The sequence below is a fragment of the Thermogemmatispora sp. genome (genome assembly GCF_042408735.1).
Lineage (GTDB): Bacteria > Chloroflexota > Ktedonobacteria > Ktedonobacterales > Ktedonobacteraceae > Thermogemmatispora.
In genome coordinates this window covers 117,131-130,191 of the sequence record NZ_JBHOQV010000126.1, presented here as the reverse complement: position 1 = coordinate 130,191, position 13,061 = coordinate 117,131, and the positions used below count along the sequence as shown (strand labels likewise).

The following is a 13,061-nucleotide window of genomic DNA, read 5'->3' as shown; positions in this document are numbered from 1 at the left end:
TCTCCCTGTCTTCCCTTCCCTCGCTGGCCTTCTGCCTTCTGGCCCGACGGCTGACTGCTATGAACCCGACGCGCCTCTTGATCCTCGGGGAGGCCAGAACTATAATAGCCTGACAATCGCTGCACGCTCGGGCAAGGCTTGCCTGGCTCGCCGCGTGTCCCCTTAAGCTGGTAGCAGGAGGCGGTTTCTGTGATGGAGTTGGACCCGGGCTTGATTCTCTATCAGGATCAGCATGTGTTGGCGGTCAATAAGCCGGCAGGTGTAGTGATTCATCCGACCTATAAGCATAGCGATGATACCCTCTGGAATATGATTCTGGCTTATCTTGAGCAGCAGGGACCGCAGGAGTGGCAGCCACCGGATTTGCCCGATGAGCCGGGCTGGGAGCGGGCCCCCGAGGCGGTGCGCCTGATGCTGCGCGAGCGACGGGCGGCTCGTTTGCGCAAGCAGGAGGGACCGCTGCCCAAACCGGTGCTCCTGCATCGCCTGGATAAGGATACATCAGGGGTGGTGGTGCTGGCTCGCACGGAGAATGCCTGCCGCTATCTGGGCCGGCAGTTCAACGAGCATCAGGTGCTGAAGCGCTATCTGGCTGTGGCCTGCGCCGGATCCCCGAGCTGGACGCGACCCCTGCAGCCGCTGCGGGTGAGTCGTCTCTCTGGGGCCGAGCTTGATCAGGAGCTGCTCAGAACGGAAGGCCCCTCTGTCTTGGAGGAGCTGGCGATCTCGGGAAGAGAAGCAGAGCTGCTGCCATTGCCCGTGGGAAGCCTGTGGTTGCTCGATGGGCCAATCCAGCGTGATCCCCAGGACCGTCGACGCTGTGTGGTGGGACCAGAGGGCCTGCCTGCCCAAACGGTGCTGCGGGTGCTGGCCCAGCAGGGGCCTTTTCTTTTGCTGGAGGCGCGCCCCATTACGGGCCGGATTCATCAGATCCGAGTCCATCTGGCTTCCCTGGGCTATGCTTTGGTCGGCGATCAGACCTATGCCCCACCTCCGCCAGCTGGAACGCCCCAGGCTGCTTTGTCGCGCCAGTTTCTCCATGCCTCTCGTCTGACTGTGCGTCGTTATCCCGATGGGACACCGCTGACTTTGGTGGCTCCCTTGGCTGAGGAGCTGCGCCTCTGGCTGGAGAGGTACTTTCCTTCGGCTCCGGCTCTGCTCGCTCGCCTCGATCAGGTGAGATCGCTCCCGGCTTCGGACTTCTTATAGCCATAGAGAGAGCGCTAATTCTGGCCCTGACTCTGCTCCAGGGCGCTCCGCTTTTGAAAAATAGGAACGGCAACCGGATCGAGGCTTTTGGCTGAGGCTGGCCCTGGTCCCGGCTCGACTCGCTCAGACTGGCGATGGAGCTGATAGGTGTGAGAGGCGAGACGTTAGGGGAGCAGGAGGCGTTACTTTTGGTAGCTGCCATGTTCGAAGGCGGCATAACCCGAAGGTGGGCTGGCGGTGACTCCTTGTTCAGGGGTCACCCCGCCTGCTTTCTGTCAGGCCCGGCCCGATCCAGGCGAGGATGTGGCGAGGCATAAAGGGGGGGGGAATCGGCCTCCTTGTCTGCTTGCTATGAAGGGTGGTGCGGATTCCCCTCCCACCGCTGAGCTAGGGGAGCGTGGAGCTTTCTCCCCAGTCGCGTAGTAGGGCCATTGCTGCGTTGTGGCCGGGGGCTCCCATGACGCCCCCGCCCGGATGGGTTCCTGAGCCGCAGAGGTAGAGACCGGCAATCGGGGTACGGTAGCGGGCGCACTCGGGCGTTGGGCGTTGACCAAAGAGCTGATCGGGGGTGATCTCTCCGTGGAAGATGTGCCCTTCGGTCATGCCATAGCGCGCCTCGATGTCAAGCGGACTGAGCACCTGCCGGTCGATGATAGCATCGGCGAAGTTGGGTGCGAATTCGCTCATGGTGGCAATCACGCGCTCGGCCATTTCCTCTTTGACCTCCTCGCTCCAGGCCCGCTCTTTCAGGTGGTACGGGGCATATTGGCAGAACAGAGAGATCAGGTGCTTGCCCGGAGGAGTCAGCGAGGGATCGGTAGCCGACTGCATGTACGCCTCGATGTAGGGACGGCGCGACAGCTCGCCGCGCAAAGCCTCCTCATAAGCCTGCTGTACCCAGTCTGGGGTCGGCGAGATCTCGCAGGAGCCAGCATGTTGGAGACCCGGGGCGCTGCCGGGCAGGCAGGTGAAGCTGGGCAGCTCTTTGAGGGCCAGATTGATCTTGATAACAGGACTCTCGGTCCTGAAACGCTTGAGGCGAGCCAGGAAGACAGGATCCAGGCCGGCGTCGGCGCAAAGCTGGAGAAAGGTGCGCTTAGGATCGGCGTTGGAGAGCACTGCTCGGGCCCGCAGCTCCTCGCCGTTTTCCAGGCGTACTCCTTCGGCGCGCCCATTGTGGATGAGGATGCTGGCGACGGGCGCCTGGAGGCGAATGATGGCACCATGCGCCCTGGCGGAGGCGGCCAGAGCAAAGCTGATACGCCCCATGCCGCCGCGGACGTAGCCCCAGAGACCACGCTGTCCGTTGACTTCTCCGAACATGTGATGCCACATCACGTAGACGGATCCCGGCGTTTTGGGTCCGATAAAGCTGCCGATGACGCCCTGTCCAGCAAAAGCAGCCCGCACCTGGTCGGATTCGAAGTACTCGGCCAGCAGGTCATAGAGGTTCCCAAACATGAGCCAACTGTAGATCTCTTCATCGGGGCCACGGAAACGTGCCGCCAGCTCGGCCAGGCTGGGTGGCTCTTCCAGCAGTAGAGGGGTAAGAATCTCTGAGGCCCGTTCAAAGAAGCGTAGGAAGCGCGGATAGGCGGCGGCGTCCCGTGGTGAGAAGCGCCGTATCCCTTCGGCGGTCAGCTCGCTGCTGGCACGAATGAAGAGATAGCTCCCATCAGGGAAGGGAACGAACATCTGTGGGTCTTTGACGTAGGCTTCAAAGCCGTAGCGCGCTAGCTCCAGGTCGCGGATGATCTCCGGTCGCAGGAGGCTAACGACGTAAGCACAGGGGGAGACGCTGAAGCCAGGAAAGGGTTCTTCAAGGGTGCAGGCGCCTCCAACTCGGTCGCGCTGTTCAAGGACTAGAACCCGCTTGCCCGCTCGGGCAAGATAGCCGGCTGCGACGAGGCCGTTGTGCCCGGCTCCGATAATGATTGCGTCGTAGCGCTGCACTCGTTCGCTCATCAGGTGGTCCCTTTCTGCTCCGCTGGCCGCCGCGGGCAATGCCCTCGCTTTGCTTTTGCTAGGGATGATAGCCGCTGGCCTGGACAACGTCAAGTCGGTATGCCTTTCCCCCCAAAGAGGATAGAAATTCTTATAGCCATAAGAGTGTGCCAAGGATAGGCCCATGCCTGGCTTAGTAGAGACGTGACAAAGCAGGTGGAGAGCGCCACATTGCTCTCCACTTGCCAGCTTCAGGACGGGAACAGGAAAAGGCCCGATCCCTCAGGCGAGATTGCCCGCCCTATGGCCTTGCTTGCGGCCTGGGGCGATAGCTCGCTGGGGAGAAGTAGGCTATTTCAGAGAGGAGGATCTGTTTGTCTTATAGTCATTGACTACACAGAACCGACGGACGAACAACAACAAAGGTACCGAGCAGATAGACACATAGTCCGAGGGGACCCCACCACCCAGCTCCCAAAATCGCAGGCACAGGCAACCTCTTTCTCTCACCTCGTTACCAGGCAGAATTTGCACCGTCCCAACCCTTCGAGAGGGAGTTATGCTAAACATCAGAGGGTATCTCTGTGATCTCCATCGCCCAGCGCACGGAAGGCACGCAGGAACAATGGAAAAGTATGTAGGCAAGAAGAGCAATCAAAATCTGATCTATATTGCTATATGCGCATTATTGCTTATTCTGGGAGGATGCGGGCAGAGCAGCGAAAGCTCAGGAGGGGGACCGACAGCCCCAACAACGGCCCAGTCACGCCCAGCGGCAGCCCGACCAGACTGGCAGGGGCGCGATCTGGAGAGCAACCGGAGCCTGATCGCCAGGGCGCGCCAGATCCTTGCCAGCCTGACCCTCGACCAGAAACTCGGTCAACTCATCATCGTGGAGTACCTGGGCCACGACTACCAGAGCAGCGGCCTGCAGGAGATGATCCGCGACCAGTACGTGGGTGGCTTCATGTACCAGGAGAGCAACCATAACTTCGATGCACCCTACAACAGCATCAGCGCCATCGCGGAGTTTTCCCAGCAGGCGATGCAGGACGCCAAGGTACCCCTCCTGATCGCCACCGACCAGGAGGGAGGACTTGTCAACCGGCTCTATAGATTTCATGGGCCACTTCCATCGGCAGCGGAGATGGCAGCCAGCGGCAAGCCATCCTACGCCTACCAGCAAGGTAGCCAGGCTGCCGAATGGATGAGACAGCTCGGCATCAACAGCGACCTGGCCCCCGTCGTCGACGTCCACAGCGTCGACCCCCCGGTACTAGAGACACGCATGTTTGGCCGTGACCCCCAAACGGTGGCCACCTACGCAGGAGCCTACTTACAAGGGCTGCAGGAACACCAGGTCGCCGGCTGCCTCAAACACTTCCCAGGACTGGGGGCCATTACCTCAGATCCCCACAGCGGCCTGCCAGTAGTCAACCGCGATCTGACAACGCTCAACCGTATCGATCTGGCCCCCTACCGGATCATGATCCCCAAATACCAGCCAGCCATGATCATGGCGACCGACGTCCTGATGCCCGCCATTGACCCCCAACTGCCGGCGGAGCTATCGCCGAAGGCCATCGACGGCGTACTGCGCCAGCAGCTTGGCTACGACGGTGTCGTCATCACCGATGGCCTCTACATGCGAGGCATCAGCGAACACTGGTCCCTGAGCGAAGCCGCCGTCATGGCCATCGAAGCCGGCAACGACCTCATCGAAGGTCCCTACACACCACAGCAGGTGGCTGACGTCGTGAGCGCCCTCAAGGCCGCCATTCAACAAGGGCAACTCACAGAAGCCCGCATCGACCAGTCAGTCGAGCGCATCCTGACCCTCAAACTGCGCTACGGCATCATCCGCTAGAGAAGCAAAAAAGAGGAGGCGCCATCTGGCGCCTCCTCGCTACCCGCCGATCTCCGCAGCGCCAACGAGACAGCAGAGCGACTCACAACAGGCCCGCCGCCTCGTCCACAGCCAAAGCCAGGGCCTCAACCAGCGCCTCCAGGGCCGACCCAACCAAAAAATTCGCCGCTAGCTTCACCACATTAGCAGCAGCCGGCTCGTTGCCGAAGACAAAGACCGCCTGCCCAAGCACCTGCAGCAGAGGTCCAACACGCTCCCTGGCCGCCGGCTCACCGGCCAGACAGATCCAAAGCTTACCGGCGGCAGCAGCATCGGGCCGCCCGACAACCGGAGCCGCCACATAGACGCAGCCACGCTCAGCATGCAAACGCTTCATACGGCGGGCGATAGCGGGTGAGACCGCGCTACAGGAGACATGGATACCCCCAGGAGCCAGGCCAGCCAGCAGGCCATCATCACCGACCGTCACGGCCTCCAGCGCCGCATCATCGGCCAGCATCGAAAAAACCACCCCACCCGGCTCGGCCAGATCACGGGGACGCTCAACCCACTGGGCCCCCTCAGCTACCAGCTCATCGGCCCGCCCCGGCGTACGATTGTATACCCGCAAACGGTAACCCGCCCGGAGCAAATTGCGGGCCATAGGCAGCCCCATGCGCCCCAGACCAGCAAAACCAAGCGCACTCAGCGCCTCAGTCACCACCTAGAGTTCCTCCTTTCCCCGCGCCAGTCATGATGAACTGTGTGCGAACAGTGACAGAAACTCAACAAGCAACAGCAACAGCAGCAAAGAGAAGCACCTCTCCCAAAGCATCTTACATTACAGACAGGCAAGCCAGCAAGAAAAGAGAAGTCAAGTCGGGAGAGGCAGCGCGAAGAAGAGCGAAGCAGGCAACAAGACCGGCCCGAGTAGTCCCAGATCCCCACCCTCCCTTGCAACAAAACGAAACCCGCCATACATTATGATATGGCGGAACGAGAGCAAGGGAAGGAAAAGAACCAGAGAAGGAAGAGGCAGCAAAGCAAGGGAAAGCATCTCAGGCAGCGCAGCCGCCGATCACCTCAAAGCGAGCAAGCAGGCAAAGTAAAGAGAGAAGAGATGGAACAGAGCATTCCCCAAGAACTCTGCCAGGTACTGCGCCAGGCCAGGCGCATCGTAGCCCTTACAGGAGCAGGCATCTCAGCAGAGAGCGGCATACCCACCTTTCGAGACGCAGCCAGCGGCCTCTGGACACACTTCAGACCAGAAGAACTGGCGACGCGCGAAGCCTTCGAGCGCGACCCGCAGCGCGTCTGGAAATGGTACGCCGAACGGAGGCAGAAAGCCGCAGCAGCCGAACCCAACGCCGGCCATCGGGCCCTGGCCGAAATGGAGCGTCACGTAGAAGAGGTCACCGTCATCACCCAGAACGTCGACGGTCTGCACCAGCGGGCCGGCAGCAGCCGCGTCCTGGAGCTACACGGGAACCTTTTCCGCACCAAATGCCTGGCCCAAGGCCACCCGGCCGATCCCGAGAGAGACAGCGGACAGGAAATACCCCCCCGCTGCCGCCTGTGTGGCAGCTACCTGCGACCAGACGTCGTCTGGTTCGGCGAACTTCTCCCTGAGCAAACCTATTACCAGGCCCTGCAGGCTGTCCTGCGCTGCGACGTCCTGCTCGTCGTCGGCACCTCGGGCATCGTCGAGCCGGCCGCCTCGCTGCCCCACACCGCCCTACGAGCAGGCGCCACCGTAGCGGTCATCAACCCTGAAGCCACCCCATTGCTGCAGGAAGAGACGACCTACGGGACCCGGGCCAGCCGACTCTACGACCTGCGAGGTAAAGCCGGCGAGGTCCTGCCGGCCATTGTCAGCGCCACCTGGGGGAGAAGCACGGCCATCACCAACTGAGAGTCGCTCACGAGCGCCAGCCACAGAGGCGGGGAAGAGAGAAGCAGGCGCCAGGACCTGGACAAAAGGATGTATACTGGAATCATCTAGTTGTCTAGATCACCCAACCAGGGGGAGGAAGAAAGCAAACCGTGGCCCGCATCAAACTTGCCTATATTGGGGGAGGAAGCACACGCGCCGCCGGAACGCTGGCCTCCTTTATCGCCCAGGGAGAGAACTTCAACGGCTCCGAGATCGTCCTAATCGACTTGAACGAAGAGCACCTCCGGATCGTACAGACCATCGGCAGCAAACTGGCCCAGGCCCGTGGCCTCGACCTGACCATCACCATCACCACCGACCGGCGCGCTGGCCTGCAAGACTGCGATGCCGTCCTCACCAGCTACCGGCCAGGCGGCTTCGAAGCCAGGCACCTGGACGAAAGCATTCCCCTCAAATACGGCATCATCGGCCAAGAGACCCAGGGACCGGGCGGCTTCTTCATGGCCCTGCGCAGCATAGCCGTCATGCAAGGCATCCTGGCCGACATGGAGGCCGTCTGCCCCCAGGCGCGGCTCTTCAACTACACCAACCCGATCAACATCATCTCAGAAGCTGTCACCCACCACAGCCCCATTCCCACCATCTCCTTCTGCGAAGGTCCGATCATGGACACCGCCCGCTTTGCCCGCTATGCTGGCCTGGATCCGGCCCGAGTAAGCGTACGCTTCCGAGGACTCAACCACGGATCCTGGGGACTCAACCCGCGCTACGACGGGCAAGACCTGCTGCCGCTCCTGGAAGAAACCTACGAACGGCTGCGTCGTGCGCATCCCGAAGGAGAAGACACCCCCGATCCCGAACTGCGCTACACCCTCCGACAGCTCCGTTTAGCTGTGACCATGCAGGCCCTACCCAACCACTACCTGCAGTATTACTACTACAAAGACGAACTCCTGGCCGAGCAACAAGCCAAACCCACCACGCGCGCCCAAGACATCATGGCCAGCGTCCCTGACTACTGGAATCACTACCGCGAGCAAGCCGAACGCGACCTGCCAGCGCTCGACCCCCAGCGCTCACGTGGCGGCCTACACGAACTCGAGCTAGCCATCGACGTCATGGACGCCATCTACAACGACCGAGGCGAGCTTTGGTACGTCAACGTCCCCAACCGCGGCGCCCTTCCGGGGCTACCCGATGACCGCGTCGTCGAAATCGTCGGCTACGTCGACCGCCAGGGAGTCACCCCCCTGCTCCACGAGCCGCTGCCAGCCCACCTGCGAGGTCTCATCGGCCAACTTGCCGAATACCAGGCCCTCACCGCCGAAGCCGCCTGGAGCGGCAACCGGCGCGACGCCATTCGGGCCCTGGCCAGCCATCCGCTGGTCCTCTCGCTCAGCAAAGCAGAGGCCCTCTACGACGAGATGGCTGCCGCCCACCGGGCCTATCTTCCCGAGCGACTCCTCCACTAAGCCCACAGCAGCCAGATGAACACAAAGGAGCAGACAGCCATGGCAAGCTACGCACTCGCCGTCGACGGAGGCAACACCAAAACCCTGGCCCTGGTAGCCACTCTCGACGGTCAGATCCGCGGAGCAGGGCGGGCCGGCTGCGGCGACATCTACCGCCTTGCGCCGGGCGAGGCCCCCCACAGCCACCTGCACGAGCCGCCAGCCCTGCGCGAGATCGAGCGGGCTGTCGAAAGTGCGCTCCAGCAAGCCGGCTGTAGGCCAGACGAACTGGAAGCCGCCATCTTCAACATGGCCGGAGCTGACTGGCCAGAAGACTTCGCCCTGCTCGAGGCAGCCATGCGCACACGGGGGTACGGAAAACGGCTGCTGATCCAAAACGATGCCCTTGGGGTCCTACACGCCGCCTGCATGAACAGCACCAGCCACCAGGGGGTAGCTGTCATCTGCGGAACAGGCGCTGCCACCGGAGCCCGAGGACCGGACGGACGCACCTGGCACTCCAGCCACTGGCAAGACAGCGTCCAGGGAGCCGGTCACCTCGGCCAGCTAGCCCTGACCGCCGTCTTCCATGCCGAACTGGGCATCAGCCCCCCGACAACCCTGCGCGAGCGCGTCCTCGCCTACTTTGGCGCCGGCAGCGTCGAAGAAGTCCTCCACCGCCTCAGCGCTCGCCTACCTCAGCAAACGCCCCCACCGAGCGGACTAGCCGCTGCTCTACTTGACGAGGCCGAGGCCGGCGACAGGGTCGCCCGCCGCCTCGTCACCGAGCACGGCAGCGCCCTGGGAGACTTCGCCAACGTCGCAGCCCAGCGCGTCGGTCTCGAAGGTCGGCCCTTTCCCCTGGTCCTGGCCGGAGGCGTCCTGCGCCATCCGTCGACACTGCTGGCCGAAGCCATCATCGCCCGCGTGCGCAGCCGCTCACCGCAGGCTCAGCCCATACGCCCACGCTTCGAGCCAGTCGTAGGGGTCCTCTTCAGTGCCCTGGAACTGGCGGGCCAGCCCATCGACGAGCAACTCATCGCCCGTCTCCTACCGACCCTGCCAGCGGCCAGCTTCTTCGACACGCTCGGCTGAAGCCCACGGGCCGCCAGACGCCGGCCAGAGGCCGAGCCGGGCAGCGGTCCCCCCCCCGACCAGCCAGGGCCGGGGAGGCAGTTCAGCCAGGCGCAGCGGACAGGCGAGCGGGAGCAGCGCCATCAGGCGAACTGCATGCTCGCCACCGGCGTATGGGCCAGCAGCTTCTGAGCGTTACGCCACAAGATTTTCTCGCGCACCTCGGGGGTGAAATAGTCGAGAGCCTCAAAATCGCGCAGCCAGCGCTGAGGCGTAATGAAAGGATAGTCGGAGCCGAAGAGGATACGATCCTGAAGGCGAGTTGCCGCCTCGCGCAGCAACGACTGAGGGATATACTTCGGCGACCAGCCCGACAAATCATTAAAGACATTCGCCTTATGCTGGAGAACAGCGATCATCTCCTCATGCCAGGGCCAGGAAGGATGAGCTCCGATAATCGTCAGGCCCGGGAAATCGGCGGCCAGCGCATCCAGATAGATCGGGCGGGTATAATCCAGCTTAATACCCATCCCTCCAGGCACACCCGCCCCCAGACCATTCGTCCCCGTATGGAAAAGGGCCGGTACCCCCAACTCCTGAATCTTCTCCATCAGCGGATAGAAAGCGCGGTCGTTGGGATAGAAGGCCTGCACCCCCGGATGAAACTTCACCCCGGCCAGACCCAGATCCCTGATGGCCCGCTCGACCTCCTTAACAGCCGCCTTGCCCTTATGGGGATCGACACTGGCAAAGCCGATAAACTGCCGAGGATAACGCTGCACGATAGCCGCCACATAATCGTTGCCCAAAGGAGGAAGGCCCGTAGCCGTCTCCGCATCCCAGGCTAACAGCACCCCGACCATATCCAGCTCCGCATAGTCGGCGGCCATCTGCTCAATATCCTTCAGGCGCACCTCCGTACGAAAGAAACGCTCAGCGGCCCGGGCATAGGGACCAAGGGTCACCTGAATAAACTCAGTCGTTGGCAAATGCACATGGAAATCGATCGCACGTGGCATAGAGAACATCCTCCGCAAGCGCTGGACAGCTCAGTCAGTCAGTCAGTCAGACGGACGCAGCCTCGCCCCCATCGACCGACCGACACCCCGCATCCCTACCATTGTAACACAGCCAGCCGGAGGCGCCTGATCCCTCCCTGACCAGGCCGAGCGCCGCTACCGGAGCGCCGAATTGACAATCGTCCCCACTCCCCCTATACTTGACAGCAGGCTCACCCACCCAGCCAGGAAGAACAAAAGGGACGTGGCTATGTCGTTCACCGAAGACGAACTGCAATCCTTCAACACCATACTCGAGCGCCGCCTTACTGCTCACCGCCAGGACATGGAGCGGACCTTCGAGCAGCGCCTCAGCACCCTGAGCCGCGACTTTGAGCAGCGCCTTAACCAGCTCCAGCAGGAGCTACTGCGCAGCCTGACCCACAAACTCAGCGACCAGCAAAATGAACTCAACATCGCCCTCAGCCAGAAGCTCGGCACCCAGCAAACGCGCCTGATCCAGGCCCTGGGCCACGAAGTCGAGCAACGCCAGCAACAGCAACAACAGCACATCGAGAGCGCCCTTGACCGTCTCCTTGCCGCCCAACTGATGGGCATCGAGCAACTCCTCAACCAGCTCCTCAGCCAGCGCTCCGCTGGCATCCCCTCCACCGTTGGCGAGCAAGGCAGGCCCGGCAGCGACGAGGCTGCTCCCCCCCCACAGCCCTCTGGGCCCGAAGCCGAGGCCGAAGCCCTCGAAGTGCAGGCCGAACTCTCCTGGGACGACCTGATGGAGGCCCTTGGCCGAGTACTCGATGAGCGTCTGGAGCGCCTCTACACCGCCCTGCGCGAGCTGGCCACCACCTGGGAACAGCACCTGGCCGTTCAGCGAGCCAGCACCAGTGCTGTCGAACCCTACCATGACAACCAGGCCCCCTTCCAGCAAGTCTTCCAGAGCATCGAGCGGCTCGAGCAACTCGTCGAATCCCTACAAGTCGCCATGACAGCCAATCACGCCCTCCTCTCGAACCGACTCTACCACCACCAGCACCTGCCGCTGGAGCGCGCCCACCCCAGCAGCCATCAGTCCCACTCCCCCAGCGCACGCCCAGGCCGGGAGCCGCGCGTCTCCCTGGCCGAAGAACACGAAGAGGAATAGGGAGAGAGGGGGAGCGAACCCAGCCAACCCCGAGCAAGTCACCACCGACCCAGACCGCTCCCCTCCCCTGCCAGACCACAAGCAAGACAAAAAGAAAGAAGGCACAAGTGGCCAGCAGCTAGTCGGCTGGCCACCTAGCCCGGAAGTGGTGAGAGCCGCCCGTCTGCCCGCCCGACCAGCCAACCCGGCAGCCAGCGAAGGGGGCAGCCGAGCGGGATTCAGGAGGAATACTCATAGAAGCCACGCCCACTCTTGCGGCCCAGCATCCCCGCCGCCACCATGCGACGCAGCAAAGGAGGAGGAGCATAGAGCGGCTCCTTATACTCCTCATAGATAGCCTCTGCCGCCCACAGAGTCGTATCCAGACCCACGTAATCCAGCAGCGTAAACGGTCCCATGGGGTAGCCGCAACCCAGACGCATAGCCGTATCGATATCATCGCGGGAGGCCATCCCCTGCTCCAGCATCCGGATCGCCGAAAGCAAATACGGAATCAGCAAGAAATTCACAATGAAGCCGGCGGTATCCTTAGCGACCACGGGAGTCTTCCCCAGAGACTCCGCAAAACGCCGCACCGTCTCGATAGTCTCCTCGGAGGCCGTAATCGGTCTCACCACCTCCACCAACTTCATCACCGGAGCCGGATTAAAGAAATGCAGCCCACACACCTGCTGCGGGCGGCGCGTCACGGCCGCCATCTGGGTTACACTCAGCGAAGAGGTATTTGAGACAATCAGCGCCTCCGGCCTGAGCAGGCGGTCGAGAGCCGTAAAGAGGCGCAGCTTCTCCTCCATGCGCTCAATAATGGCCTCGATCACCAAATCACAGCCGGCCAGCTCCTCCAACGCCACTACCCCCCGCAAGCGCCCACGATACTCCTCGGCCTGCTCCTGGGAGAGCCGGCCCTTACCCACCAGCATCTGCCAGGCCTCAAAGATACGCTGGAGGCCCTTGTGCAGCAGCTCCTCAGAGACCTCACGAACTACCACCTCGTAGCCGGCCTGGACACAGGTCTGGGCAATGCCGCTGCCCATCAGGCCACAGCCAACGACACCAACAGTGCGAATCGTTGTCACAGCCATGAACGCATTCCTCCTCTCAAGCGAAAAAAGAAGAGCACACAGACCACGACCTGGCGACACCAGCCAACCCGCCAGCAGGCAGTCCCGCCAGCGGCGACAGGCTGAGCGGAGGTCGCCTCACCTACTATAGCATCCTGCCCCGGTCCCGAGACAAGACCCGGCCCGTCTTGACTTTTGGTCAAATTTGAACTATATTCAATACAGGGAAGGGAGCGGCGAGGGGAAGGGAGCAGACGCGGGCGCTCAGCGGCCAGCGCGCAGAAGCGAAGCCAGGCCGGGCCAGGCCAGTGAGGCAAGCCGGAGGGGATGCCCGCGGGGTCAGCTGAGCAGAGGGTCGTCTGACGCTCGGCCCGGGCCGGTCAAGGGGTTGACCGGCGCAGCAAGCCGTCACCACCAAAGGAGGA

Annotated in this window: 10 protein-coding genes; 6 read left to right on the top strand and 4 right to left on the bottom strand. The window is 62.4% G+C overall.

What is annotated here, in order from left to right; all coding sequences use genetic code 11:
- Positions 1-192: 192 nt before the first annotated feature.
- Positions 193-1,209, top strand: coding sequence for an RluA family pseudouridine synthase (locus tag ACFMO7_RS12030; protein WP_376795783.1), 1,017 nt, complete (start codon positions 193-195; stop codon positions 1,207-1,209).
- A 387-nt stretch (positions 1,210-1,596) separates the two neighbouring features.
- Here the strand turns inward: ACFMO7_RS12030 and ACFMO7_RS12025 are convergent, their stop codons facing one another.
- The gene (locus ACFMO7_RS12025; protein WP_376795721.1) at positions 1,597-3,174 is read right to left on the bottom strand and encodes a phytoene desaturase family protein; all 1,578 of its coding nucleotides are present in this window, start codon (positions 3,172-3,174) and stop codon (positions 1,597-1,599) included.
- A 604-nt stretch (positions 3,175-3,778) separates the two neighbouring features.
- On the opposite strand from ACFMO7_RS12025, the gene ACFMO7_RS12020 reads away from it, so the two are divergent.
- Positions 3,779-5,020 carry a glycoside hydrolase family 3 protein gene (locus ACFMO7_RS12020; RefSeq protein WP_376795720.1) on the top strand — a complete coding sequence of 414 codons (1,242 nt, stop codon included), beginning with the start codon at positions 3,779-3,781 and terminating at the stop codon, positions 5,018-5,020.
- A gap of 82 nt (positions 5,021-5,102) precedes the next feature.
- Here the strand turns inward: ACFMO7_RS12020 and ACFMO7_RS12015 are convergent, their stop codons facing one another.
- The gene (locus ACFMO7_RS12015; RefSeq protein WP_376795719.1) at positions 5,103-5,723 is read right to left on the bottom strand and encodes an NAD(P)-dependent oxidoreductase; all 621 of its coding nucleotides are present in this window, start codon (positions 5,721-5,723) and stop codon (positions 5,103-5,105) included.
- A 396-nt stretch (positions 5,724-6,119) separates the two neighbouring features.
- Here ACFMO7_RS12015 and ACFMO7_RS12010 point away from each other — a divergent pair, with 396 nt between their 5' ends.
- From ACFMO7_RS12010 to ACFMO7_RS12000, 3 genes are all read left to right on the top strand, one after another.
- Positions 6,120-6,911, top strand: coding sequence for an NAD-dependent deacetylase (locus tag ACFMO7_RS12010; protein WP_376795718.1), 792 nt, complete (start codon positions 6,120-6,122; stop codon positions 6,909-6,911).
- 131 nt (positions 6,912-7,042) lie between these two features.
- The gene (locus ACFMO7_RS12005; RefSeq protein WP_376795717.1) at positions 7,043-8,365 is read left to right on the top strand and encodes a glycoside hydrolase; all 1,323 of its coding nucleotides are present in this window, start codon (positions 7,043-7,045) and stop codon (positions 8,363-8,365) included.
- A gap of 39 nt (positions 8,366-8,404) precedes the next feature.
- Entirely contained in the window at positions 8,405-9,439 is a 1,035-nt protein-coding gene (locus tag ACFMO7_RS12000) for an N-acetylglucosamine kinase (RefSeq protein WP_376795716.1), read from the top strand.
- Positions 9,440-9,561: 122 nt separating this feature from the next.
- On the opposite strand, the gene ACFMO7_RS11995 is transcribed toward ACFMO7_RS12000, so the two are convergent.
- Entirely contained in the window at positions 9,562-10,437 is an 876-nt protein-coding gene (locus ACFMO7_RS11995) for an amidohydrolase family protein (protein WP_376795715.1), read from the bottom strand.
- Between the two features lie 250 nt (positions 10,438-10,687).
- Between ACFMO7_RS11995 and ACFMO7_RS11990 the strand changes: the two genes are divergently transcribed.
- Entirely contained in the window at positions 10,688-11,575 is an 888-nt protein-coding gene (locus ACFMO7_RS11990) for a hypothetical protein (RefSeq protein ID WP_376795714.1), read from the top strand.
- A 218-nt stretch (positions 11,576-11,793) separates the two neighbouring features.
- On the opposite strand, the gene ACFMO7_RS11985 is transcribed toward ACFMO7_RS11990, so the two are convergent.
- Entirely contained in the window at positions 11,794-12,657 is an 864-nt protein-coding gene (locus ACFMO7_RS11985; protein ID WP_376795713.1) for a 3-hydroxyacyl-CoA dehydrogenase family protein, read from the bottom strand.
- Positions 12,658-13,061: the final 404 nt, after the last annotated feature.

What these genes read in the sequence shown, in the direction of transcription:
- ACFMO7_RS11995 (WP_376795715.1), bottom strand. Translation starts at nt 10,437, where the DNA reads ATGCCACGTGCGATCGATTTCCATGTGCATTTGCCAACGACTGAGTTT.
- ACFMO7_RS12030 (WP_376795783.1), top strand. Translation starts at nt 193, where the DNA reads ATGGAGTTGGACCCGGGCTTGATTCTCTATCAGGATCAGCATGTGTTG.
- ACFMO7_RS12010 (WP_376795718.1), top strand. Translation starts at nt 6,120, where the DNA reads ATGGAACAGAGCATTCCCCAAGAACTCTGCCAGGTACTGCGCCAGGCC.
- ACFMO7_RS12025 (WP_376795721.1), bottom strand. Translation starts at nt 3,174, where the DNA reads ATGAGCGAACGAGTGCAGCGCTACGACGCAATCATTATCGGAGCCGGG.
- ACFMO7_RS12020 (WP_376795720.1), top strand. Translation starts at nt 3,779, where the DNA reads ATGGAAAAGTATGTAGGCAAGAAGAGCAATCAAAATCTGATCTATATT.
- ACFMO7_RS11990 (WP_376795714.1), top strand. Translation starts at nt 10,688, where the DNA reads ATGTCGTTCACCGAAGACGAACTGCAATCCTTCAACACCATACTCGAG.
- ACFMO7_RS11985 (WP_376795713.1), bottom strand. Translation starts at nt 12,657, where the DNA reads ATGGCTGTGACAACGATTCGCACTGTTGGTGTCGTTGGCTGTGGCCTG.
- ACFMO7_RS12000 (WP_376795716.1), top strand. Translation starts at nt 8,405, where the DNA reads ATGGCAAGCTACGCACTCGCCGTCGACGGAGGCAACACCAAAACCCTG.